We start from the raw sequence: 26,069 nt of genomic DNA, 5'->3' as shown, positions 1-26,069 counted from the left end.
CAAACCGTTATGGGGGTGCAAGTGTAAATGTTTATGTTTGAAAAACCGCATGGCATGCGGGATACGCTGCCTGTGCTTTACGAAACAAAGAAAAAGGTGCGCTCTTCATTAACAGAGGTGATGGCCTTGTGGGGGTATCAGTTCATGGAGACTCCGGCCCTTGAATTTTATGATACGGTCGGTGTGCAGTCGGCCATATTGGACCAGCAGTTGTTTAAACTCCTCGATCAGGAGGGGCAGACGCTCGTGTTGAGGCCTGACATGACGGCTCCGATCGCCAGGGTGGCGGCCTCAAAGCTTCATAAAGATGATCATCCGCTCAGAGTGGGCTATGCTGCAAATGTGTTCAGGGCACAGGAGCGTGAAGGCGGGCGCCCCGCCGAATTTGAGCAAGTCGGCGTTGAACTGATCGGCGATGGATCTACAAGTGCTGACGCTGAAGTGATTGCGCTCGTCATTTTTTCGCTTAAAAATGCCGGCCTGACTTCATTTAAAATCTCAATCGGCCATGTCGGGATTTTAGACGCCCTTTTTGTGGAGGTTTTAGGGAATGAAGAAAGGGCTCATGTCCTACGGCGCTATTTATACGAGAAGAACTATGTCGGCTACCGGGAGCATGTAAAATCCCTCAATTTATCCTCAATTGATAAAAGCAGGCTGCTGGAGCTTTTGGAGCTGAGGGGCGGTATTGAAACGTGCAGCAGAGCGGCATCCATCATCGATTCTGAAAAAGGAAAACGTGCGGTTTCAGAACTGGAGACGCTTTGGGAGACGCTCGGCGACTATGGTTGCACGGACGACATTAAGTTCGATTTAGGCATGGTCAGCCATATGAGCTACTATACCGGTGTTTTGTTTGAAATCTATGCTGAAAACGTCGGCTTTCCGATCGGAAACGGCGGCAGATATGATCAGCTACTCGGCCGCTTCGACTCACCCGCTCCGGCAACCGGTTTCGGCATCAGGACTGACAGGCTGCTGGAAGCATTGAAGCCGGCGGAAGAACAAGAAAAAATCGATGTCGTCATCTTCAGCACGGAACAGAGAAAAGAGGCAATCAGATTTGCCGAAGAAGAACGAGGTAAAGGCAAAAAAGTCGTCATGCAGGACTTAGCGGGAATCGGAGATATTGATCAAATGACGAAGTCTTTTCAAAACGTGACCTATTTTATCGGGGCCAGAAAGGAAGAGAAGCATGGGTAAGGAATTGACGATTGCGATGCCGAAAGGGCGGATATTTGAGGAAGCGGCCGATATGCTTCGAAAAGCAGGCTATCAGCTTCCTGAAGAATTCGACGATTCGAGAAAGCTGATCATTCAAGTGCCTGAAGAAAATCTTCGCTTTATCCTCGCCAAGCCGATAGATGTCACAACATATGTCGAGCACGGGGTGGCCGATGCCGGAATCGCCGGCAAAGATGTCCTGCTAGAAGAAGAACGCGATGTCTATGAGGTTCTTGATTTAAACATCAGCAAATGCCGTCTTGCCGTAGCCGGCTTGCCCGAGACGGCGGCCGACAGCGTTGCGCCCCGGGTTGCGACCAAGTACCCGAATGTCGCATCAAGCTACTTCAGGGAGCAGGGGGAACAAGTGGAAATCATCAAGCTCAACGGTTCGATTGAACTTGCTCCGCTGATCGGGCTTGCCGGCCGAATCGTTGATATCGTATCAACAGGGCAGACTTTGCGGGAAAACGGGCTAGTTGAAACCGAAAAAATTTGCGACATCACGTCCCGCTTAATCGTAAATCCTGTCAGCTACCGAATGAAAGACGCAGTCATCGATGAAATGGCTTCAAGACTTTCTCTTATTGTGGAAGGGGAAAAAGCAAAATGAAGATCAAATCCATCAGCGGAAATACGCCGGTTTCATTAAAGCGCACCATTGACGCCGGAACGGAGGAACAAAGAAAAGCAGTCCGCGGCATTATCGAAGAAGTGAAAAAGAACGGGAATTCAGCTGTTTCCGCATTCACAAGGCAATTTGACGGAGCGGATGTGGCCGACTTTCGCGTTTCCGAAGAGGAAATCAAGGAAGCATATAGCACGCTCAATCAGCGTGATCTCGAGATTATTCAGGCGGCGATTTTCAACATTAAAGAATATCATGAACGGCAGCTCACAACATCATGGTTTTACCACCGCAAGGACGGAACGATGCTCGGCCAAAAAATTACGCCGCTTGATTCAGCGGGGGTGTACGTGCCCGGCGGAACGGCTGCTTACCCATCATCCGTTCTGATGAATGTCATTCCGGCGCTTGTTGCAGGCGTCGATCGCATTGTCCTTGTTTCACCTCCGGGAAAAGACGGCAAATTGTCGGCGGGAGTGCTGGCGGCGGCTGCAGAGCTTGGCGTTACAGAGATTTACAAAATGGGTGGTGCCCAGGCGATTGCCGCATTGGCTTATGGAACGGAAACCATTTCCCCCGTCGATAAAATAACGGGACCCGGAAATATTTACGTCGCCTTGGCTAAACGGGAAGTATTCGGCCAGGTTGATATCGATATGATCGCAGGCCCAAGTGAAATCGCCATACTTGCTGACAGTACGGCAAACTACCGGGAAATCGCCGCTGATCTACTTTCACAGGCTGAGCATGATGCGATGGCATCGAGCATTCTTGTCACCAATTCAAAGACGCTTGCCGAATCCGTTTTAAAAGAGGTTTACGAACAGCTCGAACATCTTCCGAGAAAAGAGATTGCACGGCAGTCGATTGACAACTACGGCCTGATCTATGTTACAGAGACGATGAATGAAGCAGTTTCCGTCATCAATGAGCTCGCTCCTGAACATTTGGAAATTTTAACAGCTCAGCCTGATGCGCTGCTCGGACAGATCAAACACGCGGGCGCCATTTTCCTGGGCCGCTACAGTTCAGAGCCGGTGGGCGATTATTTTGCAGGCCCTAATCATGTCCTGCCGACTAACGGTACAGCCAGATTTTCAAGTCCGCTAAATGTGACAGACTTCCAAAAGCGCTCCAGCATCATTTCCTACAGCAGGGAAGCTTTCCGCGCAAATGCTGAGAACATTGCGGCCTTTGCCAGATTGGAAGGGCTTGAAGCCCATGCAAGAGCAATTGAATCCAGAAACCGGGAGGAAGACTGATGAGAAAAGCCGAACGGGCAAGAAAAACCAATGAAACTGATATTAAATTATCCTTTCATATTGACGGAGAAGGAAAAGCTGATATTCAAACGGATGTCCCGTTTATGACACATATGCTCGATTTATTTACAAAACACGGGCAGTTTGACCTTTCAATTGAAGCGAAAGGCGATGTTGAAATTGACGACCATCATACGACGGAAGATATCGGAATTTGTCTCGGACAGGCGCTTTTGGAAGCGCTCGGAGATAAACAAGGAATCAAACGCTACGGTTCGAGCATGGTGCCGATGGATGAAGCGCTCGCCCAGGTTGCGATTGATCTGAGCAACAGGCCGCACCTCGAGTTCAGAGCCGAATTCCCGAGCCGGAAAGTTGGAACATTTGATACAGAGCTTGTCCATGAATTTTTGTGGAAGTTTGCCCTGGAAGCACGAATGAATCTTCATGTCATCGTTCATTACGGTACGAACACCCACCATATGATCGAGGCGATTTTTAAAGCGCTGGGACGTGCGCTTGATGAAGCGACATTGATCGATCCGCGGGTCAAAGGAATTCCATCAACGAAAGGAATGCTGTAAATGATCGGTGTCATAGATTACGGAATGGGAAACCTGTACAGCGTTTCTAAAGCGCTTGAACGGATCGATGCCCCTTATTTCGTGTCCGAGCATCCGGATGAACTTAAGAAAGCGGACAGTTATATCCTTCCGGGAGTCGGCGCTTTTCGGGATGCAATGAAGATTTTAACCGAAACCGGCCTGAAAACATTTATTCAAGATGCTGCAAGCGAAGGAAAACCTCTTCTCGGCATATGCCTCGGCATGCAGCTTTTATTTGAAGAAAGCGAAGAACGCGGGGCGTCAGAAGGGCTCGGCCTTTTGAAAGGAAAAGTCGTTAAACTGAAAGACTGTGATCAAGCGGGAAATCGCTTAAAAGTGCCTCACATGGGCTGGAATCTTCTTACGGTCCACCGCGACTCGCCGCTATTGCCAAAAGCGAAAGAAGGATTCGCGTATTTCGTTCACTCGTATTATGTCAGCGGAATCGAAGTGGAGGCTTTGCTTGCCAGCGCCGAATACGGTGTGCGTGTGCCCGCTGTCGTCGGTCTTGGCAATGTATACGGCGCCCAGTTCCATCCGGAAAAAAGCAGTACGGTCGGCATGTCGATCTTAAAGCGGTTCAAGCAGTTTACACAAGAACAGAAGGTGAAAAAATGAGCGAGTTTACTGTATACCCTGCCATTGATATGAGAAACGGCAAGTGCGTCAGGCTCCTCCAGGGAGATTACGAAAAAGAAACGATTTACGGTCATTCCCCTCTGGAGATGGCCTCCCTGTTTGCTGAAGCGGGGGTAAACTGGATTCATCTTGTCGATTTGGACGGGGCAAGGGAAGGCAAAAAAGTGAACGACAGCCACGTCATAAGCATTGCAGCTGAGCTCAACGTTAAAGTGCAGATCGGCGGCGGCATCAGAACTGAAAAAGACGTCTATGACTACTTGTCGCAAGGCGTTGAGAGGGTGATCCTAGGCAGCTCTGCCGTATCAAATCCCGAGTTTGTCAAAAAAATGCTGAAAGCCTACGGTCGGCATATCGCAATCGGTCTTGACGCAAGAGACGGATTTGTTTCAACTGAAGGGTGGCTTGAGACCTCCTCCGTTAGAGCGGAAGAGCTTGGCCGTGAGCTGGCAAATGAAGGTGCAGAAGTTTTTATCTTTACTGACATTGCAACTGACGGAATGCTGTCAGGACCGAATATCAACAGTACAGTAGAGCTTGCCAAGGCAACCGGCAAACAAGTCATTGCCTCCGGCGGCGTCAGCTCTCTCGCCGATCTTGAGGCGCTCGCTTCCCGCGCTTCGGAAGGCGTCTGCGGCGCTATTGTCGGAAAAGCTCTTTATACCAACCAATTTACTGTGGCTGAAGCGCTTGAAAGGGTGGCGGCAAAGTGATCACAAAACGAATTATCCCGTGTTTGGACGTAAAAGACGGACGCGTTGTCAAAGGTGTACAGTTTGTTGAATTGAAAGATGCCGGCGACCCCGTTGAACTGGCGGAAGTATATGATCATGAAGGCGCCGATGAGCTTGTTTTTCTCGATATATCGGCTTCCCATGAAGGGAGAAAAACGATGGTTGACGTCGTTGAAAGAGTAGCGGCCAAGCTGGCGATCCCGTTTACCGTCGGCGGCGGCATCAATCGTTTGGATGATATGAAAACGATCCTGCGGGCCGGAGCCGATAAAGTTTCCGTCAATACGGCTGCCGTTCTCCGTCCGGAACTGATAACGGAAGGCGCTGACTTTTTCGGCTCTCAATGCATTGTCGTCGCGATTGATGCAAAATACGATCCGGAAGCTGATCTGTACTATGTTTATACACACGGCGGACGGAAAAAGACGGACCTTGAGGCCGTTTCATGGGCGAAGGAAGCCGTTCAGCGAGGAGCTGGTGAAATCCTGCTGACAAGCATGGATTCTGACGGAGAAAAGAACGGGTTTAACTGCAGACTCACAAAGCTTGTGTCAGAAGCTGTTTCAGTCCCGGTCATTGCATCCGGAGGCGCAGGTCATGCGGACCACATATATGATGCGTTTGCAGAAGGCCGGGCGGACGCGGCTCTTGCCGCATCTATCTTTCATTACAAAGAAACATCTGTAAAAGAAGTAAAAGCTTATTTAAAAGAGCACGGGGTGAATGTAAGATGATCAAGGCAGACGAGTTGACATTTAATGAAGCCGGCTTGATCCCGGCGATTGTTCAGGATGCAGCGAGCAAGGAAGTGCTGACACTTGCTTATATGAATAAAGAATCGTTTGAAAAAACGCTGGAAACAAAGGAGACATGGTTTTTCAGCAGATCGCGTGGAGAGCTCTGGCATAAGGGAGCGACGTCAGGAAACATTCAGCGTGTGAAAGACATCAGGCTTGACTGTGATCAGGATGCGCTCATCGTGCTGGTCGAACCGGCGGGGCCGGCCTGTCATACAGGAAGCTACAGCTGTTTCTCGCCCGGCGAACATATCAGACAGACTGATGGCGGCCGCTTTGACATCATCAATGAACTTGAAACCGTCATTGCCAAACGGCAGGCTGAAATGCCTGAAGGCGCATATACAACATATTTGTTCCGTGAAGGCGTTGACAAGATTTTGAAGAAGGTTGGCGAAGAGGCAGCAGAAGTCATCATCGCTGCAAAAAACCGTGATCCTGAAGAGCTGAAATGGGAAGCGGCTGACCTTCTTTACCATCTGCTCGTTTTGCTGAGGGAGCAGTCCCTTCCGCTTGATGATGTGCTTGGAGTCCTGAAAGAGCGCCATGAAGGATCTGAATCATAAGCACATTGCTTACACCCAAAAGGCAGTTTGCCTTTTGGGTGTTTTCCCGATAGGGGAGCTATTTGATGTTTAATTTCATCACGATTTGCTCTCCGATCGGCCCCGTTTTTCTTTCCCCTGTGTCGGCAAATCCGGCTTTAACATACAGGTGCTGGGCCGCGGTATTTTTCACGTTCACAACCAGCACGACTTCATGACAATGGGTGAACTCCTTGGCGACAAACTCAGGAAGTTTAAGCATTCCTTCTTTTGCAAAACCTTTTCCCTGGTGCTTTCTGTCGACGGATAACGCCGTTAACAGCATGGCGTCCGGGTTGTCCGAATAATCTTTTACCCGCTCGGTCGCATGCAGGATAAAGAATCCGACAGGCTCGCCTTCGCTTAAAATCACGATTGGAAACTGACCGTCCGTCCGTTTTAAAACCTCTTTCGGAAGCGCGGTAAATCGATGCTGTTCTTCAGGAAGCTCGAATTCGAGAAGCGCAGCTGAATGTTCTTCTGAGAAATGCTTCAATTCTATTGATCCGCCTTTTTCCATCTGATGAACCCCCTTTCTATTATCATACAATGAGAACATACATTCGTCACCATCAAGTGCTAAAAAAAGATTTTGCGAGGGTTAAATTGAAAAGCGTACTTCCGATATAAAACGCACCTTGAGCCTTCTGAAAGCCCTATGCGATCCGGTGCTCCAAACGTCCGGAATAGAATGGTGAAAAAACCATATGTGGAAAATGAAGAGAATTTTCTCGAAACTTGTTTTTGGCCTGTTAAGCCTGCTGGAAACTATGTTATACTACTCTACGGTATATAGTTTGAAATGGAGGGTATCTGTGGGAAAGTACACTTCTGAACATCATAAAGATTCGAGAATTGTCCAACTGTTCCAAGATGGGCAATATTTTTATCATAAAGGGCTCAAAGCATACAGAGAGCGAAATTTATCCCGCGCGAGCAAGCTCATTCAGAGAGCGATTTTTCTTGAACCTGAAAACACGGGAATGCTGTCCCAACTTGCGGTTATTTATACGGAAATGGGCTTTTATCAGCAATCAAATGAACTTTTGGACTTTATCCTGAAGAACATCAATGAAAAAATGACTGAATGCTACTATTTTAAAGCGAACAACTATGCGCACCTCGGTCTTTTTCACGAAGCCTATAAAGCAGCGGAGACTTATTTAAAGGAAGATCCTGACGGCGAGTTCAGCGAGGAGAATGCGGAGCTCCTTGATTTATTGGATATGGGAGAGGAAGATCAGGGCTATTCGCAGTTCGATCAGGACGACCTGATTTTGAAACAGGATCGGGCGAAATCACTGCTGGAAAATGGACAGCTTCAGGAATCGATCGCGATGCTTGAAGAAATCATTTCCGATTACCCTGAGTTTTGGTCGGCTTATAACAACCTTGCACTGGCATACTTTTATGCCGGGGACGTTCAGAAAGCCAAAACGACGATTTTTACGGTCTTGGAAAAAAGCCATGGAAACCTGCATGCTCTTTGCAATCTTCTCATTTTTTATCACTATGAACGACGGGACGATAAGGTCGAGGCGCTTTCCGAACAGCTTTCCAATATTTATCCGATGCTGTTTGAGCAAAGGTATAAGCTCGGCGCCACGCTATCCCTCGTCGGCAGATACGATCTCGGGTTTAAATGGCTGAAATCACTCTACCGTATGGGATTTGAAGGAGATGAAACCTTTTATTACTGGCTCGCCTGCTCGGCTTATTACACCGGCCGCGCTCAATTTGCCCGGTCTGTATGGAAAAAGATGCAGGAAGAGTATCCGGATGACGCCCGCATGGAGCCGTGGAAAGAACGGAAGGAAAAGAAACCTGTCCAGCGTCCGCTTGAAGAGCGCCTTGCCGCATATTATATCAGCGGAAGAAAAGGGGAAAAAGCTCAGCTGAAAGCGGTGCTTGATTCACAGATGGCAAAAACGCCGTTTGAAGATCAGTTTGTCAGACTTGTGCTTTACGGGGAAAGCGGTGCAGCCGTTGATTCAAAAGACGCGCTTCTTGCTTACAGGACTGCAAAAGCAATTGAACAAGCGGATCAGTCAGCGATTGAGCAGGAGGCCATGTGCTTTTGGATTTTCTATGTCATTCAGCAGATCAGGGCTTACGGCCTTCAACTGAAAAATGCCGGCGGGCTTGCCGCGGCGATCTATTATATTTGGAAGACGGAGCATCAGGAGCGCCTGACAAAAGCTGAAACTGCGAGAATTTTCCAGATTTCGCCCGGAACGCTTTCAAAGTATGAACGTACATTAAAAGAACATCTATAGAAACAGGTGTGAACTTCAATGTTCAGCCTGTTTTATTATGTGAGCAAAAAAATAGCGATTATTCATGATATTTTATAGGATATGGGTAAGGAAGATATAAGAAGGGAATCTTATTTAACAGGAATGGACTGCTTGCCAGCATAAGATTCATGAAGGAGTGAACATTGTGTCAGAAGAAAAAATGTATGACGTCATTATTATAGGAGCAGGTCCTGCGGGAATGACGGCAGCCGTTTATACGTCAAGGGCGAACCTGTCGACTTTGATGGTTGAAAGAGGCGTTCCGGGCGGACAGATGGCCAATACGGAGGATGTCGAAAACTATCCGGGATTTGAAAGCATTCTGGGACCCGAGCTTTCAAATAAAATGTTTGAACATGCGAAAAAGTTCGGTGCAGAGTATGCGTACGGCGATATTAAAGAAGTCGTCGATGAAGGAGACTATAAGATCGTCAAAGCAGGATCAAAAGAATTTAAAGCGCGCGCGGTCATCATCACAGCAGGCGCCGAATATAAGAAGCTCGGCGTACCTGGCGAAAAAGAGCTGGGCGGCCGCGGTGTTTCTTATTGTGCGGTTTGCGACGGCGCATTCTTTAAAAACAAAGAGCTGGTCGTTGTCGGAGGAGGAGACTCCGCTGTTGAAGAAGGCGTGTACTTAACCCGTTTCGCTTCGAAAGTAACGATCGTCCACCGCCGCGATAAGCTGAGAGCGCAAAGCATCCTTCAGGCGCGGGCGTTTGACAACGAAAAAGTCGACTTTCTCTGGAACAAGACGGTCAAGGAAATTCATGAACAAGACGGAAAGGTCGGCAAAGTAACACTGGTCGATACGGTCACGGGCGAAGAAGAAGAGTTCCGGACTGACGGCGTCTTTATCTACATCGGCATGCTGCCGCTTTCAGAGCCGTTCAAAAACCTCGGCATTACAAATGAAGAGGGCTACATCGTGACAAATGAACGGATGGAAACAAAAGTAGAAGGTATTTTTGCAGCGGGCGACATCCGCGAGAAAACCCTTCGCCAAATCGTAACGGCAACAGGCGACGGAAGCATTGCCGCACAGAGCGTTCAGCACTATATCGAAGAGCTGAAAGAGAAAGAAAAGGCTGTAAAATAACGCATTTTAATCGTCATCATGATTTAACCGCCCTGTAACACCAGTGAAACAATTATTCGTTATGATAGGTATAGTAATTGACCCCCTTTTATAATGAATTTTATTGGCACGGATGATCTTATCCGTGTCCTTTTTTTGTTTTATTTTTCCACAAAGAGAATTTTTTACAAATTTCACAAGTTGTTCAAATTTCAATATTGAAACGGCCGTTTTTGCTGTAAAATAGAATAAAAGAACGGTTTTCGCAAGCGCTTCCATTCGCTGAAAAAGCTGTTTCTTTAAGTTTTACCCGGAAAAAGCCTTAAAACAGCCCGGAAAAAGGCGATTTTCGCGGCGGAACTGCATGTTCATTGTGAGCGGGGACAGGAAACGGTATAATAGAAAAAAGAATTGAAGGAATAAAAGGATGGGTGACAGACTTTGCAAAGAGTGACGAATTGTGTGCTGACTTCAGGTGATAAAGTCCTGTTGCTGCAAAAACCCAGACGAGGCTGGTGGGTAGCCCCCGGCGGCAAAATGGAAAGCGGGGAAACCGTCAGGGACGCCGTCATCAGGGAATACCGCGAAGAGACGGGACTGTATGTGCTGAACCCGCAGCTGAAAGGAATATTCACCTTTATCATAAAGGAAAATGATCAGGTCGTATCTGAATGGATGATGTTCACATTCGTCGCCGATCATTATACAGGCAAGCATGTAGAAGAGTCAGAAGAAGGCATTATCAAGTGGCATCAGGCGGGGGACGTCGGAAGCTTGCCGATGGCGCCGGGCGACGTCCATATTCTTGATTTTATGCTGAAAGGCAAAGGACTGCTTCACGGCACCTTTACGTATACGCCTGACTTTGAATTGCTGTCCTATCGCCTCGACCCGCAAGGCGAATAAACATAAGAGGGGGAGAGAAGCATGAATGCGAATGGAGGCCATGATATACAGCTTGTGATCATAACCGGAATGTCTGGGGCAGGAAAAACAGTGGCGATTCAAAGCTTTGAAGATCTCGGTTTTTTCTGTGTCGATAATCTGCCGCCATCTTTGCTGCCGAAATTTTTGGAGCTGATGAAGGAATCAAGTTCAAAAATGAGCAAAGTCGCCCTTGTTATGGATTTGCGCGGCCGCGAGTTTTTTGACAGCCTGATTGCAGCGCTTGACGAAATCGGGGAAACGTCCTGGATCACCCCGCGAATTTTATTTTTAGATGCCAAGGATTCGGTTCTCGTTTCAAGATATAAAGAGACAAGAAGATCCCACCCCCTTGCGACAACGGGCCTGCCGCTTGAGGGCATCCAAACGGAACGGGAGCTTCTCGAAGAGCTGAAAGGCCGCTCTCAAATCATTTATGATACATCCGATATGAAACCGAGGGACCTGCGCGAAAAAATCGTTCAGCATTTTGCGGCAGATCACGGACATACCTTTACGGTGAATGTGATGTCATTCGGGTTTAAATACGGATTACCGATCGATGCGGATCTAGTGTTTGACGTAAGGTTTCTTCCGAATCCGTACTATATCGACAGCATGAGGCCGCTGACGGGGAAAGATCAGGAAGTATCTTCGTATGTGATGAAATGGAACGAAACGCAAAAGTTTCTTGAAAAACTGACCGAGCTGCTAAGCTATATGCTTCCGTCATATAAGCGCGAAGGAAAAAGCCAGCTTGTCATCGCGATTGGCTGCACCGGCGGACAGCATCGTTCTGTGACGCTTGCTGAATACCTTGCCGATTATTTTAAAAAGGACTACTACACTCATGTTACTCACCGGGACATCGAGAAGAAAAGCAGAAAATAGCATGGCAGATCAGAAAAAAATCGCAATCTTTGGCGGAGGAACAGGCCTTTCGGTATTGCTCAGAGGATTGAAGCAACAGCCGGTTGACATTACGGCGATTGTGACGGTCGCAGATGACGGCGGAAGCTCGGGGAGGCTGCGCGATGAGCTTAAAATTCCCCCGCCGGGGGATATCAGAAATGTGCTCGCTGCACTGTCTGATGTCGAACCGCTTGTTGAAGACCTGTTCCAGCACCGCTTCTCTAAAGGCGGCGATTTAATCGGCCATTCATTGGGAAATTTGATTTTGGCGGCGATGACGAATATAACCGGTGATTTCTTTCACGCCGTCACTGAAATGAGCAAAGTCTTAAATGTGAGGGGAAGGGTTCTGCCCGCGGCTAATACCAGCGTTGTCCTTCACGCGGAAATGGATGACGGACAGATCATATCCGGGGAATCGACGATTCCGTCTTACGGGAAGCGGATTAAACGGGTGTTTTTAACCCCTGAAAAAATCGAACCCGTTCCGGAAACGATTGACGTGATCCGCGGCGCCGACTTGATTATTCTCGGCCCAGGAAGCCTGTATACGAGCATCTTGCCAAATCTTCTCGTTCCGAAGATAAGGGAAGAGATCTTAAACGCCCCGGCAAAAAAAGTTTATATTTGCAATGTGATGACCCAGCCGGGAGAAACGCTGTATTACAGTGCAGCCGACCATGTAAAAGCGCTTAACCAGCATATGGGCGGTCCGTTTATCGATACGATCCTCGTCAACAATGAGGAAATCCCGGACAACATTCGGGAACGCTATGCGAAGGAGCAGGCTCAGCCCGTTCAGTTTAACATTGATGATCTGTCTGCGATGGGGCTTGAGGTCATCAAGGACCAGATTGTGACATACGAGAATGGCGTGATCCGTCATGATACACATAAAGTCGCTTCGCTACTTTTTGATTTGTTAAAAGAATAGCAGGCCTTGGAATGGGGGTGTCTATAATATGTCATTTGCATCGGAAACGAAAAAAGAACTTACAAACCTTGAAGTAAAGGATTGCTGCGCGAAAGCAGAGCTCTCTGCCCTCATTCGGATGAACGGTTCATTGTCTTTCTCTAACCGAAAAGTGGTTCTCGACGTCCAGACCGAGAATGCGGCCATCGCCAGAAGAATTTACACATTGCTGAAGAAACAATACGATGTTTCCGTTGAACTGCTCGTTCGAAAGAAAATGAGACTGAAAAAAAACAATGTCTACATCGTACGCCTGATCGAAGATGCCAAGCTGATTCTCGAGGACTTGAAAATACTCGGAGACAACTTTGTCATTGCCCGAAACATCTCTGAAGACTTGGTCAAAAAACGATGCTGCAAACGGTCTTATATGAGAGGGGCATTTTTAGCCGGGGGTTCTGTCAACAATCCCGAGACATCTTCTTACCACCTCGAAATTTTTTCGCTGTACAAAGAGCATAATGATTCATTGTGCAGGCTCATGAATCAGTTTCATTTAAACAGCAAAACGCTTGAGCGGAAAAAAGGATACATTACGTATCTGAAGGAAGCCGAAAAAATCACCGAGTTTTTGAATGTGATCGGCGCGCATAATTCGCTGCTCCGTTTTGAAGACGTCCGGATCGTGCGCGATATGAGAAACTCGGTCAACCGACTCGTCAATTGCGAGACCGCCAATTTAAACAAGACGATCGGCGCTTCTCTGCGGCAGGTGGAAAACATTAAGCTGATCGACGAAAGAATCGGGCTTGATGCGCTACCGGAAAAGCTGAGGGAAATCGCCCAGCTCCGCATTGATTATCAGGAAGTAACCTTAAAGGAACTCGGGGAAATGGTGTCGAGCGGAAAAATTAGCAAATCGGGCATCAACCACCGACTTAGGAAACTGGATGAAATAGCTGAGCAGCTGCGTTCAGGACAATCTGTCTCTTTAAAATAGGGAATGGGGGAGATCGTATGGTTCAACAAAAAGTGGAAGTTCTTTTAAAAACGGGGCTTCAAGCGCGCCCGGCGGCATTGTTTGTTCAAGAAGCCAACCGTTTTCAATCAGATATTTTTCTGGAAAAGGGAGATAAAAAAGTGAATGCCAAAAGCATCATGGGGCTGATGAGCCTTGCTGTCAGCTCCGGATCGGAAGTCACGCTGATCGCAGACGGATCCGATGAACAAGATGCCCTTGATGCACTGACTGCATATGTTCAAGAGAAAAAAGCTAAACCTTTATGAGGTTTGGCTTTTTCTCATCGATTCAAAGCGGAAGGAGAATAACCGATGACGACGATGCTCGATTCGCTGTTTAAAAGGATCGGATACAAGCCCGGTCAGCAGGTGACATTTGCTGACTTGCCCGAGTTTTTATCCCTGCTGGCTTTACAGTTTCCTTTTGAAAACGGCGCGGTTTTAAGAAACGAACGGATTGCGATGACGAAAACAGGGCTGACGGAAGCCTTGCTGAACAATAAAAGGGGCGGTTTATGCTATGATTTGAACGCTTTTCTTTACTACGTGCTGACAGAGCTCGGCTTTTCCGTTCACATGGTCCGCGGGACGGTTTTTAATGCAAAAGAGCAGGCGTGGGCGCTGACGGGCACGCATGTCGCCGTTATTTTGCGGGAAGGTGATGAAACCTATTTGCTGGATACTGGATTCGGCATCAACCTGCCGCTTGCACCCGTTCCGTTCTCAGGTGAACCCATCACCTCAAAAACAGGAGCTTACCGTATCAGGAAAACAAAGACAGATAAAGGAGATTACCTTCTTGAAATGGATAAGGGAGAGGGATGGCAGATCGGCTATGCATTTTCGCTGACGCCAATCGATGAAACAGCGCTTACGTGTGTGCGGGATGCAATTTTCGATGAGGAAGCGTCGCCCTTTAATAAAAACCCGCTCGCTTCCAAGCTGACAAAGGACGGAAAGTTAATTTTGTCGAAGGATCACTTCACAAAGCAAACCGGGCGCGATTTGACGAAAGAAGATGTGAATGCAGCAGATTTCCAAACGATTTTCGTTCAAGCTTTTTTTGACTGAAGAACCGCTGTACGGATCAATTAAAATAAGCGGACGCCTGTTTGAAGCGCCCGCTCGTTTTCTGTTTCACTCTTCTATTTTCAGCTGAAAGCCGTCCAGTGTTTCTTCGGCTTCGCGAAAAAGCTGCAAATATGCTTCGGCTTGATCGCCCAAGTAAATCCGGCTTTTCTCGACATTCTTCCACTCGATCAGCAAAGGCATGCCGACCCAGCCGGTCAGACAATCCCACAGCGCATCAAGATTTTCGCCATAGTAGTCCGGAAGCTCCAGCTGTTCTTTTAATTCTTTGTGAAGATCTGCTACACTCGTGATCTTTTCTCCGTATAAAATGACTTGTTTCATATGATCATCTCATTCTCGTAAACGTTTTATAGTGGTCAGTCGTTTTATAAACCAGTCTGTCGTTAGAATAGACGATCCGGTCTGACCCCCGGAATCCCGATGTATAGTTGATGTCGGCTTCTCTCCATACGCGTCCGGAAGCATCTGGAAGCAGCTTTTCCCTGTTTTGAAAAATATCGCCGCCGATGCTTTTTCCAGGCGCTACTTCTGCCAGATTGCCTTTTTGCGGATCCCAGCCTAATTTTGCCGCCTCGGCTTTTGTGATGAAGTTGTCAGGCAGCCTGCCGTATTTCACGATATAGTCGGCAACGCCTTCAAACGTATTGATGATTTCATTTGACTGAACGGTGCCGCCTTTTTCTGCCTGCGGAACTTCAGCTGAGCTTGTAAAAAGGTTCCCTGCCAGAAAGCCCAGCGCGAGAACAATCCCAAGCGCAAGTGTTGATAATATTTTTTTCACGGATAAAGTCCTCCCTGTCTTTAGACTTTATAACATAAACATGAAGAATGTGCCTTCATGGAATTGAACAGCCTCATTTCCATATTTCGTCTGCAATCATATTGAATTGTACCTCAAAACATGCTTGAAATCATTATATAATTGTAAATTTTCCATGAAGCCGAGGACGTGAACAGATCGCCGCGTTGACTCCCGGAATGTTAGAAAACTATCAAGATCTGAAGAAAAAGAACTGACTGTTTTTCGTCAGTTCTTTTCAATGGAAATATGAAATAGGCGGTAAAGTTCCTTTGCGCCGGCGGGTGTTACAGCAACCGCTCGTGTGCGCGGGCGCCGCTCGATCCAGCCCATGCGGATAAAGGCTTCAAGCAATGCGGAGCCTAAGGCGCCGGCAATGTGATGCCGCCTTTCACTCCAATCCAGGCATTTATGGCAAAAAGAGCGCCGTTTCTTTTTGACTTCCCCAACATCGATGCCAAGCTCCTTCAAAAATACTTCCCCTGCTTCAGTCACTGTAAAAGCCGTCTCTTCTTCTTTCAACACGCCCATCTCCACGAGCCGCTCCGCAAGTGTGACGCCGAGCGATCCAGCCAGGTGATCATAGCATGTCCGTGCTTTTCTGACCGCCCGATCTTCGGCTGACTGCCGGAAAGAGCGAATTTCCGCAGGGGGCGCTATGTTGAGCAGGGTTTCCAGCGATTGTGCAATCTTTCCATTTTTGAGCCGGTAATAGCGGTGGCGTCCTTGTTTCCGGCATGTCAGCATCTCGGCGTCAAGCAGCTTGGAAAGGTGAAAGCTTGCTGTCTGCTGCTTGATTCCCGCATAACCAGCCAGCTCGGTAGCCGTATAAAACCGGTCATCAAGCAATGCGGTTAAAATCGCTGCCCGCGATGGATCGGTGACAAGTTTGGCGACCTCGGCGATATTCGGATTCACGTTCATTACACTTCCTCCTAAAATGTAATCCATACTTCGATGTTAATTGAAGTATTGAAGAATTACAATAAAAGCATAAAAGGAGGAGACGCATATGCATCAAGACAGCAAAATTATTCAGCCAAGCATTTTATACTACGGAACACCCGTCATTTTGCTCAGCACACTGAACGAAGACGGTTCCACGAATCTCAGCCCGCTATCATCTTCTTGGGCGCTCGGAGATTCGATCGTACTCGGTGTCGGCATCGATGGTAAAGCTTTGGAAAATTTAGAGAGACAAGCCGGATGCGTCATCAATGTGCCGGATTCATCTTTATGGAGAAATGTAGAACGGCTGGCTGCCTATACAGGAAAACGATGCGTTCCGGAAGAAAAAAAGCGGCACGGCTTTACATACCTAAAAGAAAAATTTGCAGCCGGCGGATTTACGGCAGCGGATTCCCTGGCTGTGAAACCTGACAGAGTCGCCGATTGTCCGCTTCAAATTGAAGCGGAAGCCGTCAATATCCGCATTCCGGAACATTCCCCGTATTTTGCCGTCATTGAAACAAAAGTGCTTCATGTGCATGCACATGAAGCGATTATAAAAGGGGAACACCACATCGATCCTCAAAAATGGGGGCCTTTAATTTATCTTTTCAGGCACTATTTTGGTTTAGGACGCGAGCTCGGCAAAACATTCCGCGCCTGAATGTAAAGATTGCGCGTTATCTCAGTTCTTATCTCAGTTCTTTGACTATATTCTTTGGCTGTCTGCCCTGAAGGCCGTCAATCAGGTTTTGGACGGCGCTTTTCAGCATGTTGACGTGTGTGACAAGGGTGGATGATCCAATGTGGGGAACGAGGGTCACATTGGAAAGGCTTAGGAGCGGATTGTCTTTTTCAATCGGCTCCTTTTCAAATACATCAAGTCCGGCTCCTTTAATCCAACCTTCTTTAAGCGCTTGAATCAATGCTTGTTCGTCAACGGTTTTGCCGCGGGAGATGTTGATGAAAATGGACGACGGTTTCATTTTTCTGAATTCAGCTTCGCCGATGAGGCGGTATGTCTCGTCTGTGAGCGGTGTGATCAGAACAATGAAATCCGAGCGTTCCAACAGTTCATGAAAGCCCGTATAAACCGCGCCGGTTTTTTTCTCTGTATCGGGTTTGCGGCTGCGGCTGTAATAGAGCACTTCCATATCAAAACCCAAGGCCGCCCGTTTGGCGACTTGTTCGCCGATTCGTCCCATTCCGATGATGCCGAGTGTCCGGTGATGGACATCGCATCCGAACAAGCTTTCATCATCCTCTGATTTGGTCCAATTTCCATTGCGGACGTAGCGGTCGAGCTCAGCGATTCGCCGCGCTGAGGAAAGGATCAGACCGAAAGCGAGGTCTGCGACTGTGTTGTCAAGAATATATGGCGTGTGAGTGCCGATGACCGATTTTTCTTTCATCGCTTCAATGTCAAAGTTGTCATAGCCAACGGAGTTGTTGCTGACGATTTTTAACTTCGGTGCATTGCATAATAATTCACGGTCAATTTTTGTTCCTGAGGTCAAAAGGCCGTTCGCGTCCTTGATTTTTTCGAGCAGGGTTGATCTGGGAATACGCTCGCGCGAAGTCCAAATTTCATATGTGCAATGTTCGGCGAGCATTTCTTCGATTTCTTTTGGGACCGGTTTTGTGACATATACAAACGGTTTCATCTGCATTCTCCTTCCGCGTTATCGTCTGCTTCCATTATAGAGGAAAAACGGTCTCTATAAAAATCAAAGATTGTTCCGGGTAAACGCAGGACTATCAGCTCAATTATCGTTGTTTAGAAAATCATAAAATCTTATTTCAGTTTTTTAATTTATTTTAATGCATTTTTATAACTATAAATCCAAATATTTGATATTCCATTTTGCTTCCAGTTATATTTTTATAGGTGAAGAACAGTGTAGATTTTATTATTTTAGAAAGATATAAAATTAGATTTTTTAAAATATTCAGTACATTTTTAGTGAATTTTTTGATTCGAATCCAAATCAGAAATCCATGTGCTATAATTCGGCTGTAACAATATCAAGGTCATATGACTATGAAAAGGAGTGAGAGAAAAATGGCGATTTTAACTTCCATTTTGAAGCACAATCAGTCTTTTGTAGAGGAAAAGGGGTACGAGTTTTACGAAACGACAAAATTTCCTGAGAAAAAACTTGTGATTTTGACATGCATGGACACACGTTTATTAGAACTGCTCCATCATGCAATGGGTTTAAGAAATGGAGACGCAAAAATCATTAAGAATGCGGGGGCCGTTGTTTCTCACCCTTTTGGAAGCGTCATGCGCAGCATTCTTGTGGCTGTCTATGAGCTGCAGGCTGAAGAAGTCTGCGTGATCGGCCACCATGAGTGTGGAATGGCAAGCCTGGACGCTTCATCTATCCTTCAAAAGGCCAAACAGCGGGGTGTCAATGATGGCTGTCTCGAACTCCTGCAGCATTCAGGCATCGATTTGGACACATGGATGACCGGCTTTGACAGCGTTGAAGACAGCGTCAGCCACAGCGTGAACATGGTTCGGAATCATCCGCTGATGCCTTCAGACGTTCCGGTGCACGGATTGGTGATTGATCCAAAGACCGGCCGTTTGGATGTTGTGGAAGATGGTTATTCACGTGAAGACGTTTCGCTTTCGGAAATGGGATGATTAAATGGGGAGGATAGATTGAATGTTACGTTTTTCAGGCAGATTTGAAGGATACAGCCTTAAGCGGTTTCAAAAAGATATTGTAGCAGGAATGGTCGTTGGAGTCGTCGCGATTCCGCTTGGCATGGCTTTTGCCATAGCCTCAGGAGTGAAACCGGAACACGGTCTTTACACAGTGATTGTCGCCGGTATTTTGATTTCGCTTCTCGGCGGGTCGAAATACCAGATTGGCGGGCCGACAGGCGCCTTTGTCCCGATCCTGTTCGCTATTGTACTCCAATACGGATTTGAGAATCTGCTGATTGCCGGTTTTATGGCCGGAGTGATTTTGGTTATATTAGGGCTGCTAAAACTCGGTAAGATCATCAAATTTATTCCGCGGCCGGTGATCATCGGATTTACGGCCGGAATCGCGGTGATTATTTTCACCGGAGAAATCGCCAAGTTTTTAGGATTGAGAAATGTTGAGAAGCATGAGAGTTTTTATATGAATATGAGAGAGGTTGTCATCAACCTGAATACGCTCAGCTTTTACAGCATTTTGACGGCTGTCGTATCGCTCTTCTTTGTGCTGTTCACGCCAAAGATTCTGCCGAAAGTGCCGGGAGCGCTCGCAGGCTTGCTTATATCGACGGTCATGGCCACGATGCTGTTTCCTGAACAGGTGGTGACGATCGGCTCAGCTTACGGCGAAATTCCGCGCAGCTTGCCGAGCTTTCAATTTCCTGAATTGTCATTGGAAAAAATCATTTACCTGCTGCCTCCCGCTCTTGCGATTGCGATGCTCGGCGGAATCGAATCGCTGCTTTCCGCGATGGTGGCAGACAATATGAAGGGGACAAGGCATGACAGCAATAAAGAGCTTGTCGGCCAGGGGGTTGCGAACATTGCCGCACCGCTGTTCGGCGGAATTCCGGCGACAGGTGCGATTGCTCGTACGGCGACCAATATTAAAACGGGTGCCGCTTCTCCGATTTCAGGTATCGTACACGGCGTGTTTGTTTTATTGGTCCTGCTTTTGTTTGCGCCATACGCTTCCCTTATCCCGCTTGCAAGCATGTCGCCGATTTTGATGGTGGTTGCTTGGAATATGAGTGAGCGGAAAGAGTTTACGAATATTTTGAAAATTAGGAATTCTGATTCGGCCGTGCTTGTCGTTACATTTCTTTTAACAGTTTGGCAGGACCTTGTGTTTGGGGTGGCGGCCGGGATCCTGCTGGCGATCATCACCTTTATCGCCAAAATGAGCAAATCGTTCCGCATTAAAAAGGATGTGTCTGAATCGATCGTCCAGTCGGCTGCTGCGGAGGAAGAAAAGAAATTTCACCGCTCTGTCAGCATCTATTCGGTTGAAGGCCCGCTGTTTTTCGGCTCATCGAATTCATTGGAGGATTCAATTTTGGACAAAGGCCACCCGCCAAAACTCCTCATCCTGCTTATGAACAAAGTAGACTACATGGATTCTTCCGCAGAAGGCAGCCTGATGACGATCGTCAACCGTGTCCACCAGCAAAACGGCAAAGTGATGATCGTCGGACTTCAGCAGCAGCCGCGTGAGCTACTTCATAAAACAGGGCTGTTTCATAAAATCGGCAAAAAGCATTTTGTCGACAGGCCTGAACAAATATTTGACGTGACATAACCGTAGAAAAACCGCCTGTTCCAGCCGGACCGAAGCAGGCGGTTGCTTTTATTCGGCAGCTTTTACATATGTGCCTTTTTTCATCGTGGCTATTGCCGTTTCTTTCATCAGAAGGACGTCCTTTGAAAGTGTGGAGGCGGGGACTTTTCTTCCGTTAACGGCGACTTTTGGATCGATCCATCTCACCTTTAATGTTTGATGAAAAGTAAAATCACCTTCGTTTCCTTGTTTAACGTGCTGGTTCGCTGTGCTGAGCTTTTCCAGCGTTTCCCGGAAGCGCGCTTTTTGCTTTAGCATCGCAAGCAGTTCCGTGTCGGTTTTGAAAAAATCGCGTCCCGTGATCATTCGCATATCAAGCGCCTCTTTTAGCATTTGGCTGAGCGTACAGAGCGCATATACATTGAGGGGATTCATAAAGAAGTCAATCACTTCTTGATAATAAAGGCTGGCGAACCATTCGGCATGCTCCGCCGAAGTGCAGCAAATTTCGCCTTCAACAACGGTCAGTCCCGTTTCTAAAAATCGTCCAATCTCTTCTTGATCGCCAAATCCATAGGCTAAAGAGTCGCGAAGCGTGTAATCGATGCGATCCGCGCATAATGAAGGAGCCGGCTGCTCCAGCAGCGTCCATTTTTGCTCGTCATATAAGATGTCTTCATCTTTGAATCCGTATGTATGCAGAATCCGGGGGATATCAGATTGTTTAACCCATTGCCGAAACATCTGTTCATGGTAATCTTCGTTTTCCATGTTAAATACATCATCAGCCACATGGGAAAATGCCGTATGGGAAACATCGTGAAGCAATCCTGCAATTTGCTCTTCCAGGCTTCCGCCAAGCCTGCGGATCAAAAGCATAACCCCGATGCTGTGTTCGCAGCGGCTGATGTTCCATGCGGGATTGACGAGAAAGCAAGCCCCGCCCTGATGAATCCCTTTCAGACGCTGAACGGCTTTTGAATGAATGAGGTCTGTCAGCACAGGCTCCAAATCTGCCTCCCCGTAAAGGCGGTCATTAATCTTCATGATGCTCTCCTGCAAATCGTTCTGTCAGTTTGCAGCGGTGGGCATCCATCATGTCTTCCAATGAAACATCGTATATGCCGGCAAGCATGATCAAATTCCCCATCACATCGCCCATTTCTTCGATCAGGTCTTTTTTCAGCTTAGCAGCCGGCTGTTTTGCTTCGTCAGGACGGTCCCTTCCGATTTCGTATGCTCTGACCGCTCTCGCCAGTTCACCAGCCTCTTCCATTAAAAATCCCATCCGGATGAAGGGTCCGTATTCGCTCCATCCCCTTTTCCGGTAAAATGCCTTTGTCCATTGCTCCGTGTCTGTGATTGTCATAAGTCATACACTCCCATTTAAAAATTCAATTATATTATCGCACACGGAACAAACAATATATAGTACAATGTTAATTGCTTTTATCAATATATGGAGTTGGAGTGAGCGGAATGAAAACGGTATGCGTATATTCAGGATCAAATATGGGGGCGGACCCGGAGTACAAGAAGAAAGCTGCAGAGCTTGGCTTTTATATTGCCGAGAAGGGGCTTCGCCTTGTTTACGGCGGATCGAGAATGGGATTGATGGGCGTGATTGCGGATACCGTATTGGAAAACGGAGGAGAAGTCGTCGGCGTTATGCCGAAAGGCCTTTTTACAGGGGAAATCGTTCATCAGCAGTTGACGGAGCTGATCGAAGTGAGCGGCATGCATGAGCGCAAAGCGAAAATGAGTGAATTAGCTGAGGGCTTTATCGCGATGCCCGGAGGCTTCGGTACGTTTGAAGAGCTGTTTGAAGTGCTTTGCTGGGCGCAGATCGGCATCCATCAAAAGCCGATCGGCCTTTACAATGTGAACGGATATTTTGAACCCCTTCTTAAAATGCTTGAATACAGCGTTCAAGAAGGCTTTTCGAACGACTCACACCTTCAGCTGATTCATGCTTCGACAAGCCCTGCGGAATTGATCGGGAACATGAACGATTATCGATACCCTGTCCTCGAGAAAAAGTGGAAGGATTTATAGAAGCCTTTACATATAGCGAATGGGACAACATAAAAAAAGCTGCCGGAGTCACCGGCAGCTTTTTGGCTGTTTACTTCTGTGCGTCGATATTGCGTGTGAGCACTTTATCGATCAAGCCGTATTCTTTTGCTTCTTCAGCCGTTTTGAAGTTGTCGCGGTCTGTATCGCGCTCGATCACTTCAAGCGGCTGTCCAGTGCGCTCTGCAAGAATTTTGTTCAGCTTGTCGCGCAATGAAAGAATGCGCTTCGCCGCGATTTCAATTTCAGTCGCCTGACCCTGTGCTCCGCCAAGCGGCTGGTGGATCATGACTTCGCTGTTTGGAAGAGCGTAGCGCTTCCCTTTCTCGCCGGCTGCAAGAAGGAACGCACCCATAGATGCCGCCATTCCCGTACAAATCGTAGAGACTTGCGGTTTAATAAACTGCATGGTGTCATAAATCGCCATACCGGCTGTGATGGAGCCGCCAGGGCTGTTGATATAGATGCTGATATCTTTTTCTGGATCTTCGGCTTCAAGGAATAGAAGCTGAGATACGATGGAGTTCGCAACATTGTCATCGATTGCTGATCCCAGCATAATGATACGGTCTTTCAACAAGCGTGAGTAAATGTCATACGCTCTTTCCCCGCGGTTCGTCTGTTCAATGACTGTAGGTATTAAATTCATAATGCTCCTCCTTCACCTTAAAAGGTAAGTATGTAGTTTAATCATACATTTTTGGTCAATAAAGGTCAAACAAAAAGCAGCCTTCATACAAAAGACATACTGGGGTTTATTTTTCCCATTTTAAAGGACGTTCAAACAAAAAATCAACTTTATATAGAAAATTCGAGTCTAAGTCCGTTGGAAAGAAGGAAGTCGGTTATAGGGTATGTGAACTTGGACAAGAGCAGCCTGGCAGATCAGCAGAGACTTGAGCTCCAAAATAAGAAGAAATCGAAGCTGATGGTATTTCTTTAATGGTGGTTTCTCGGAGGCGTTGCCGCTCACAGAATTTATCTGGGCGAGAGAAAAGGCTGCGCTGTAGCCATGTTGCTTCTCGGCTGGATTAGATTATTCATTTGGCCTTTTATTGACGGCATTATCTGCCTTGTCAAAACGACGGACGAAATAAATGAAGAAATCGAACAAAAGATTATAGCTTCTGTATGATCTAAACCTGCATCATGATGATGCGGTTTTTTCGTTTCGTGCTAGAGATTGTGATTGACTTTTTAAAGAACAGCCCTTATAATATGAATTGCTGACGTTAAAAAATTATATTGTGCGCTCGTAGCTCAGTTGGATAGAGCGGTGGTTTCCGGTACCACGTCTGCCGGGGGTTCGAATCCCTCCGAGCGCGTTTTCAAGACAAGGGTTTGGCATTTGCCGCCCTTGTTTTTTTGTGAACACTTTAGTCGTATTTGACTCACCCGAAGCATATATCAATTGGAGTCACTCGTAATGATTAGACGAAGGGGCGGGGTTAAATGGACAAAAAACACAATTATTTTATACCATCAGGGCTGTTGATTGGATTAGGCATCGGGATATTATTCGACCATCCGGCTCCGGGGCTTTTAATCGGCCTCGGTGCGGGGATCTTGTTGTCTGCTGTTGTGCCGAAACGAAACGAAGAGTGAGCTGTAAAGGCTCACTTTTTTTTGCGCTCTCAAAAAAAGGCGGCTGTTTGGCCGCCCGTTGTTGTTTAATGTTTAATCATGGATTGAACGCATATGTTTGATCTTAAGATTTTCAAAGACGGCCGTTCCATTTTCGGTAAAGAGCGTGATGCCTGTATCATTCAGGTCGGGAAATGCAAGGTTTGAGTGCGTCGTTTCGCCGTCATCAATAAATGCTTCGACAGTGTTTTGATCTACGATGATTGTGAAATGTACCCGCTTTTTTTCCGGATCAAACGGTGCTTTGCTTTCCAAATAGGTGCTGGTGCTGTCAGGCTGTCCCGTAAACCCTCTATTCACAAAAGAATATCCGCCTTCAGCAGAAATTCCTACATCGATATGGCGTTTCCGATCCGCAGATTCTCTGAGCCTGAATCCCGCATTTTTAAGATCGGCCCACGAGATATCCGCCTCAAGCTGATAGGTATTTCCCTTAATCTGAAGCGTTTTTGATCCGTTTACTTCGATGCGCTCAAACTCATCGGTTGATTCGGTTAATTCATCCAATTGACCGATTGGCTGAGAGGCGAGGCTGTATTGATCTCCGCCTTTATGTTTAAGCTGAATTTGCCGGACGATCGAATCGGTTCCGTTAAAACCGTCTTTCCATGTTGGCGTCCGGTTTGCATAATCCCAGTTATTCATCCACGCCAGAGCATAGCGTTTCCCGTACGGATCGTTTGTTTCGCCATCCTCAAATGTCACGCCCGCATACCAGTCAAATCCGTAATCAAGCCACTGGGGTTCTGCTTCGTCTGCCCTAAATTCGTTGCCGTTGAAGCTGCCTGTCCAGTATGCATAAGTATTCGGCTTGCCGGCACCTTTCCCGTTTGCGCTTGCTCCGAGAACCCATTTATATGTTCCGTCATCCGCCCGCATCCTGAACAGATCCGGACATTCGATGATGCCGATATTTTCTGTTTGAAAACTACTTGTATAACGCCATTCCTTCAGATTTTGTGATTCGTAAAAGCCGACTTTCGTTCCTTCAGCCAGCGCCATCACCCATTTATCATCCTCTTCATCCCAGATCACTTTCGGATCTCTGAAATCGACGGTGTCCGGATTAGGCAAGACCGGCTCTTCACCGTAAGGTTTAAATGTTTTTCCCCCATTTTGGCTGTACCATAAAAATTGTTCTTCCTTCCCGTCATTGGCCGACGGCTGCGTCATAATCGCCACGATCGCCCCTTTGCCGAAGCCGGCTGTGTTTTGTGAGTCGACAACGACAGAACCGGACCAAGGATCGCCATTTTTATTCGTATATTTCGGAATGGCAACCCCTTGATCCTGCCAGTGGACGAGATCATCTGATACAGCGTGGCGCCACTCTGTTCCATTGCCATCCGGATAGTCCCGGTTATAGAGGTAGTAGTAATGATATTCTCCATTGAAATAGACGGGCTTTTGAGGATCGTTTTTCCATTTGTCAGGGGTTGTCAAATGGAAGGCCGCACGGTATTCCGGTGTTTCCGGGGCTTCGCCCTTTTTTTCTGTTTCCCGGACTGAAGCCAATATTATGATGAAGATTCCAAGACAAACAGTTAAAATGCTAATCCGCTTATATACTGTCTTCTTCAAGAAAATTCCCCGCTTTATTCTAAGATGACACACGAAAGAAAATG

At 47.2% G+C, this 26,069-nt stretch carries 30 protein-coding genes, 1 tRNA gene and 1 pseudogene; 23 read left to right on the top strand and 9 right to left on the bottom strand.

What is annotated here, in order from left to right; all coding sequences use genetic code 11:
- Positions 1-27: 27 nt before the first annotated feature.
- From MKX80_RS19130 to hisIE, 8 genes are read left to right on the top strand one after another with little or no spacing between them, the layout of a single operon-like run.
- The gene (locus MKX80_RS19130; RefSeq protein WP_234112321.1) at positions 28-1,203 is read left to right on the top strand and encodes an ATP phosphoribosyltransferase regulatory subunit; all 1,176 of its coding nucleotides are present in this window, start codon (positions 28-30) and stop codon (positions 1,201-1,203) included.
- Entirely contained in the window at positions 1,196-1,837 is a 642-nt protein-coding gene (gene hisG, locus MKX80_RS19125) for an ATP phosphoribosyltransferase (RefSeq protein WP_182070001.1), read from the top strand. The genes MKX80_RS19130 and hisG overlap by 8 nt, the downstream gene beginning before the upstream one ends.
- Positions 1,834-3,114 (top strand): histidinol dehydrogenase, encoded by a 1,281-nt coding sequence (gene hisD / locus MKX80_RS19120; RefSeq protein WP_182070002.1) that lies wholly within the window; start codon positions 1,834-1,836, stop codon positions 3,112-3,114. The genes hisG and hisD overlap by 4 nt, the downstream gene beginning before the upstream one ends.
- Positions 3,114-3,698 (top strand): imidazoleglycerol-phosphate dehydratase HisB, encoded by a 585-nt coding sequence (gene hisB / locus MKX80_RS19115; RefSeq protein ID WP_043926643.1) that lies wholly within the window; start codon positions 3,114-3,116, stop codon positions 3,696-3,698. The genes hisD and hisB overlap by 1 nt, the downstream gene beginning before the upstream one ends.
- Positions 3,699-4,337 (top strand): imidazole glycerol phosphate synthase subunit HisH, encoded by a 639-nt coding sequence (gene hisH, locus MKX80_RS19110; protein WP_268342831.1) that lies wholly within the window; start codon positions 3,699-3,701, stop codon positions 4,335-4,337.
- The gene (gene hisA, locus MKX80_RS19105) at positions 4,334-5,071 is read left to right on the top strand and encodes a 1-(5-phosphoribosyl)-5-[(5-phosphoribosylamino)methylideneamino]imidazole-4-carboxamide isomerase (protein WP_234112320.1); all 738 of its coding nucleotides are present in this window, start codon (positions 4,334-4,336) and stop codon (positions 5,069-5,071) included. The genes hisH and hisA overlap by 4 nt, the downstream gene beginning before the upstream one ends.
- Complete coding sequence (gene hisF / locus MKX80_RS19100) at positions 5,068-5,826, top strand: imidazole glycerol phosphate synthase subunit HisF (protein WP_268342832.1); 759 nt, start codon at positions 5,068-5,070, stop codon at positions 5,824-5,826. The genes hisA and hisF overlap by 4 nt, the downstream gene beginning before the upstream one ends.
- Complete coding sequence (hisIE, locus tag MKX80_RS19095) at positions 5,823-6,455, top strand: bifunctional phosphoribosyl-AMP cyclohydrolase/phosphoribosyl-ATP diphosphatase HisIE (RefSeq protein WP_154999450.1); 633 nt, start codon at positions 5,823-5,825, stop codon at positions 6,453-6,455. The genes hisF and hisIE overlap by 4 nt, the downstream gene beginning before the upstream one ends.
- Before the next feature lie 58 nt (positions 6,456-6,513).
- Here the strand turns inward: hisIE and MKX80_RS19090 are convergent, their stop codons facing one another.
- On the bottom strand, positions 6,514-6,993 hold the full coding sequence (locus MKX80_RS19090) for a GNAT family N-acetyltransferase (RefSeq protein ID WP_182070007.1): 480 nt from the start codon (positions 6,991-6,993) through the stop codon (positions 6,514-6,516).
- A 295-nt stretch (positions 6,994-7,288) separates the two neighbouring features.
- Between MKX80_RS19090 and MKX80_RS19085 the strand changes: the two genes are divergently transcribed.
- The 8 genes from MKX80_RS19085 to MKX80_RS19050 all read left to right on the top strand — a co-directional run bounded on the left by MKX80_RS19085 (position 7,289) and on the right by MKX80_RS19050 (position 14,685).
- A complete protein-coding gene (locus tag MKX80_RS19085) occupies positions 7,289-8,749 on the top strand; it encodes a tetratricopeptide repeat protein (RefSeq protein ID WP_154999452.1) in 1,461 nt (486 codons plus the stop codon).
- Positions 8,750-8,915: 166 nt separating this feature from the next.
- Positions 8,916-9,866 carry a thioredoxin-disulfide reductase gene (gene trxB, locus MKX80_RS19080; protein WP_154999453.1) on the top strand — a complete coding sequence of 317 codons (951 nt, stop codon included), beginning with the start codon at positions 8,916-8,918 and terminating at the stop codon, positions 9,864-9,866.
- A gap of 420 nt (positions 9,867-10,286) precedes the next feature.
- Positions 10,287-10,751 (top strand): 8-oxo-dGTP diphosphatase, encoded by a 465-nt coding sequence (locus tag MKX80_RS19075; RefSeq protein WP_154999454.1) that lies wholly within the window; start codon positions 10,287-10,289, stop codon positions 10,749-10,751.
- Positions 10,752-10,772: 21 nt separating this feature from the next.
- Positions 10,773-11,660, top strand: a complete 888-nt coding sequence (rapZ, locus tag MKX80_RS19070) for an RNase adapter RapZ (RefSeq protein ID WP_154999455.1) — start codon at positions 10,773-10,775, stop codon at positions 11,658-11,660.
- A 1-nt stretch (position 11,661) separates the two neighbouring features.
- Positions 11,662-12,615: a YvcK family protein gene (locus MKX80_RS19065; RefSeq protein WP_154999456.1), complete on the top strand. Its 954-nt coding sequence runs from the start codon at positions 11,662-11,664 to the stop codon at positions 12,613-12,615.
- Between the two features lie 28 nt (positions 12,616-12,643).
- Positions 12,644-13,594 carry a DNA-binding protein WhiA gene (whiA, locus tag MKX80_RS19060; RefSeq protein ID WP_154999457.1) on the top strand — a complete coding sequence of 317 codons (951 nt, stop codon included), beginning with the start codon at positions 12,644-12,646 and terminating at the stop codon, positions 13,592-13,594.
- Between the two features lie 17 nt (positions 13,595-13,611).
- Entirely contained in the window at positions 13,612-13,881 is a 270-nt protein-coding gene (locus MKX80_RS19055) for an HPr family phosphocarrier protein (protein ID WP_043926631.1), read from the top strand.
- 45 nt (positions 13,882-13,926) lie between these two features.
- Positions 13,927-14,685 carry an arylamine N-acetyltransferase gene (locus MKX80_RS19050; protein WP_268342833.1) on the top strand — a complete coding sequence of 253 codons (759 nt, stop codon included), beginning with the start codon at positions 13,927-13,929 and terminating at the stop codon, positions 14,683-14,685.
- 66 nt (positions 14,686-14,751) lie between these two features.
- Here MKX80_RS19050 and MKX80_RS19045 read toward each other — a convergent pair whose 3' ends face one another.
- The 3 genes from MKX80_RS19045 to MKX80_RS19035 form a co-directional block, all read right to left on the bottom strand.
- Complete coding sequence (locus MKX80_RS19045; RefSeq protein WP_268317152.1) at positions 14,752-15,027, bottom strand: barstar family protein; 276 nt, start codon at positions 15,025-15,027, stop codon at positions 14,752-14,754.
- 4 nt (positions 15,028-15,031) lie between these two features.
- Entirely contained in the window at positions 15,032-15,487 is a 456-nt protein-coding gene (locus MKX80_RS19040) for a ribonuclease (protein WP_154999460.1), read from the bottom strand.
- Between the two features lie 246 nt (positions 15,488-15,733).
- On the bottom strand, positions 15,734-16,429 hold the full coding sequence (locus MKX80_RS19035) for a winged helix-turn-helix domain-containing protein (RefSeq protein WP_154999461.1): 696 nt from the start codon (positions 16,427-16,429) through the stop codon (positions 15,734-15,736).
- An 88-nt stretch (positions 16,430-16,517) separates the two neighbouring features.
- On the opposite strand from MKX80_RS19035, the gene MKX80_RS19030 reads away from it, so the two are divergent.
- A complete protein-coding gene (locus tag MKX80_RS19030; RefSeq protein ID WP_154999462.1) occupies positions 16,518-17,117 on the top strand; it encodes a flavin reductase family protein in 600 nt (199 codons plus the stop codon).
- 28 nt (positions 17,118-17,145) lie between these two features.
- Here the strand turns inward: MKX80_RS19030 and MKX80_RS19025 are convergent, their stop codons facing one another.
- Positions 17,146-18,117 carry a D-glycerate dehydrogenase gene (locus MKX80_RS19025; protein ID WP_268342834.1) on the bottom strand — a complete coding sequence of 324 codons (972 nt, stop codon included), beginning with the start codon at positions 18,115-18,117 and terminating at the stop codon, positions 17,146-17,148.
- 398 nt (positions 18,118-18,515) lie between these two features.
- Here MKX80_RS19025 and MKX80_RS19020 point away from each other — a divergent pair, with 398 nt between their 5' ends.
- Both MKX80_RS19020 and MKX80_RS19015 read left to right on the top strand, forming a co-directional pair.
- Positions 18,516-19,106 carry a carbonic anhydrase gene (locus MKX80_RS19020; protein WP_216929757.1) on the top strand — a complete coding sequence of 197 codons (591 nt, stop codon included), beginning with the start codon at positions 18,516-18,518 and terminating at the stop codon, positions 19,104-19,106.
- A 22-nt stretch (positions 19,107-19,128) separates the two neighbouring features.
- The gene (locus MKX80_RS19015; protein WP_268328476.1) at positions 19,129-20,748 is read left to right on the top strand and encodes a solute carrier family 23 protein; all 1,620 of its coding nucleotides are present in this window, start codon (positions 19,129-19,131) and stop codon (positions 20,746-20,748) included.
- Between the two features lie 48 nt (positions 20,749-20,796).
- Here MKX80_RS19015 and MKX80_RS19010 read toward each other — a convergent pair whose 3' ends face one another.
- Positions 20,797-21,774 carry an HD domain-containing protein gene (locus tag MKX80_RS19010; protein WP_268326323.1) on the bottom strand — a complete coding sequence of 326 codons (978 nt, stop codon included), beginning with the start codon at positions 21,772-21,774 and terminating at the stop codon, positions 20,797-20,799.
- A complete protein-coding gene (locus MKX80_RS19005; protein ID WP_154999467.1) occupies positions 21,764-22,096 on the bottom strand; it encodes a MazG-like family protein in 333 nt (110 codons plus the stop codon). Before MKX80_RS19005 ends, MKX80_RS19010 begins: the two co-directional genes overlap by 11 nt.
- A 110-nt stretch (positions 22,097-22,206) precedes the next feature.
- On the opposite strand from MKX80_RS19005, the gene MKX80_RS19000 reads away from it, so the two are divergent.
- On the top strand, positions 22,207-22,782 hold the full coding sequence (locus MKX80_RS19000; RefSeq protein WP_268342836.1) for a TIGR00730 family Rossman fold protein: 576 nt from the start codon (positions 22,207-22,209) through the stop codon (positions 22,780-22,782).
- Positions 22,783-22,852: 70 nt separating this feature from the next.
- Here MKX80_RS19000 and clpP read toward each other — a convergent pair whose 3' ends face one another.
- Complete coding sequence (clpP, locus tag MKX80_RS18995) at positions 22,853-23,449, bottom strand: ATP-dependent Clp endopeptidase proteolytic subunit ClpP (protein ID WP_003185550.1); 597 nt, start codon at positions 23,447-23,449, stop codon at positions 22,853-22,855.
- A gap of 306 nt (positions 23,450-23,755) precedes the next feature.
- Here clpP and MKX80_RS18990 point away from each other — a divergent pair.
- The 3 genes and pseudogenes from MKX80_RS18990 to MKX80_RS18980 form a co-directional block, all read left to right on the top strand.
- A pseudogene (locus tag MKX80_RS18990) lies at positions 23,756-23,935 on the top strand (NINE protein); the annotation flags it as partial.
- Between the two features lie 114 nt (positions 23,936-24,049).
- Positions 24,050-24,125: transfer RNA gene (locus MKX80_RS18985), tRNA-Arg, on the top strand.
- Between the two features lie 127 nt (positions 24,126-24,252).
- Entirely contained in the window at positions 24,253-24,405 is a 153-nt protein-coding gene (locus MKX80_RS18980; RefSeq protein WP_182070013.1) for a hypothetical protein, read from the top strand.
- Positions 24,406-24,477: 72 nt separating this feature from the next.
- Here MKX80_RS18980 and MKX80_RS18975 read toward each other — a convergent pair whose 3' ends face one another.
- Complete coding sequence (locus tag MKX80_RS18975; protein ID WP_182070014.1) at positions 24,478-26,025, bottom strand: glycoside hydrolase family 32 protein; 1,548 nt, start codon at positions 26,023-26,025, stop codon at positions 24,478-24,480.
- Between the last annotated feature and the right edge of the window lie 44 nt (positions 26,026-26,069).

The organism is Bacillus sp. FSL K6-0972 (genome assembly GCF_037976035.1).
GTDB lineage: Bacteria > Bacillota > Bacilli > Bacillales > Bacillaceae > Bacillus > Bacillus haynesii.
This window is presented reverse-complemented; position numbering and strand designations above follow the sequence as displayed.

Bases quoted from the DNA above. Each gene is read 5' to 3' on its own strand.
- hisG (WP_182070001.1), top strand. From the start codon at position 1,196: ATGGGTAAGGAATTGACGATTGCGATGCCGAAAGGGCGGATATTTGAG.
- MKX80_RS19045 (WP_268317152.1), bottom strand. From the start codon at position 15,027: ATGAAACAAGTCATTTTATACGGAGAAAAGATCACGAGTGTAGCAGAT.
- hisD (WP_182070002.1), top strand. From the start codon at position 1,834: ATGAAGATCAAATCCATCAGCGGAAATACGCCGGTTTCATTAAAGCGC.
- MKX80_RS19015 (WP_268328476.1), top strand. From the start codon at position 19,129: ATGTTACGTTTTTCAGGCAGATTTGAAGGATACAGCCTTAAGCGGTTT.
- hisB (WP_043926643.1), top strand. From the start codon at position 3,114: ATGAGAAAAGCCGAACGGGCAAGAAAAACCAATGAAACTGATATTAAA.
- MKX80_RS19025 (WP_268342834.1), bottom strand. From the start codon at position 18,117: ATGAAACCGTTTGTATATGTCACAAAACCGGTCCCAAAAGAAATCGAA.
- rapZ (WP_154999455.1), top strand. From the start codon at position 10,773: ATGAATGCGAATGGAGGCCATGATATACAGCTTGTGATCATAACCGGA.
- MKX80_RS19090 (WP_182070007.1), bottom strand. From the start codon at position 6,993: ATGGAAAAAGGCGGATCAATAGAATTGAAGCATTTCTCAGAAGAACAT.
- MKX80_RS19010 (WP_268326323.1), bottom strand. From the start codon at position 21,774: ATGAAGATTAATGACCGCCTTTACGGGGAGGCAGATTTGGAGCCTGTG.
- MKX80_RS19000 (WP_268342836.1), top strand. From the start codon at position 22,207: ATGAAAACGGTATGCGTATATTCAGGATCAAATATGGGGGCGGACCCG.
- MKX80_RS19050 (WP_268342833.1), top strand. From the start codon at position 13,927: ATGACGACGATGCTCGATTCGCTGTTTAAAAGGATCGGATACAAGCCC.
- MKX80_RS19030 (WP_154999462.1), top strand. From the start codon at position 16,518: ATGCATCAAGACAGCAAAATTATTCAGCCAAGCATTTTATACTACGGA.
- MKX80_RS19005 (WP_154999467.1), bottom strand. From the start codon at position 22,096: ATGACAATCACAGACACGGAGCAATGGACAAAGGCATTTTACCGGAAA.
- MKX80_RS19130 (WP_234112321.1), top strand. From the start codon at position 28: ATGTTTATGTTTGAAAAACCGCATGGCATGCGGGATACGCTGCCTGTG.
- whiA (WP_154999457.1), top strand. From the start codon at position 12,644: ATGTCATTTGCATCGGAAACGAAAAAAGAACTTACAAACCTTGAAGTA.
- MKX80_RS19035 (WP_154999461.1), bottom strand. From the start codon at position 16,429: ATGAACGTGAATCCGAATATCGCCGAGGTCGCCAAACTTGTCACCGAT.
- MKX80_RS19020 (WP_216929757.1), top strand. From the start codon at position 18,516: ATGGCGATTTTAACTTCCATTTTGAAGCACAATCAGTCTTTTGTAGAG.
- MKX80_RS18980 (WP_182070013.1), top strand. From the start codon at position 24,253: ATGGACAAAAAACACAATTATTTTATACCATCAGGGCTGTTGATTGGA.
- hisH (WP_268342831.1), top strand. From the start codon at position 3,699: ATGATCGGTGTCATAGATTACGGAATGGGAAACCTGTACAGCGTTTCT.
- hisA (WP_234112320.1), top strand. From the start codon at position 4,334: ATGAGCGAGTTTACTGTATACCCTGCCATTGATATGAGAAACGGCAAG.
- clpP (WP_003185550.1), bottom strand. From the start codon at position 23,449: ATGAATTTAATACCTACAGTCATTGAACAGACGAACCGCGGGGAAAGA.
- MKX80_RS19055 (WP_043926631.1), top strand. From the start codon at position 13,612: ATGGTTCAACAAAAAGTGGAAGTTCTTTTAAAAACGGGGCTTCAAGCG.
- hisIE (WP_154999450.1), top strand. From the start codon at position 5,823: ATGATCAAGGCAGACGAGTTGACATTTAATGAAGCCGGCTTGATCCCG.
- MKX80_RS19065 (WP_154999456.1), top strand. From the start codon at position 11,662: ATGGCAGATCAGAAAAAAATCGCAATCTTTGGCGGAGGAACAGGCCTT.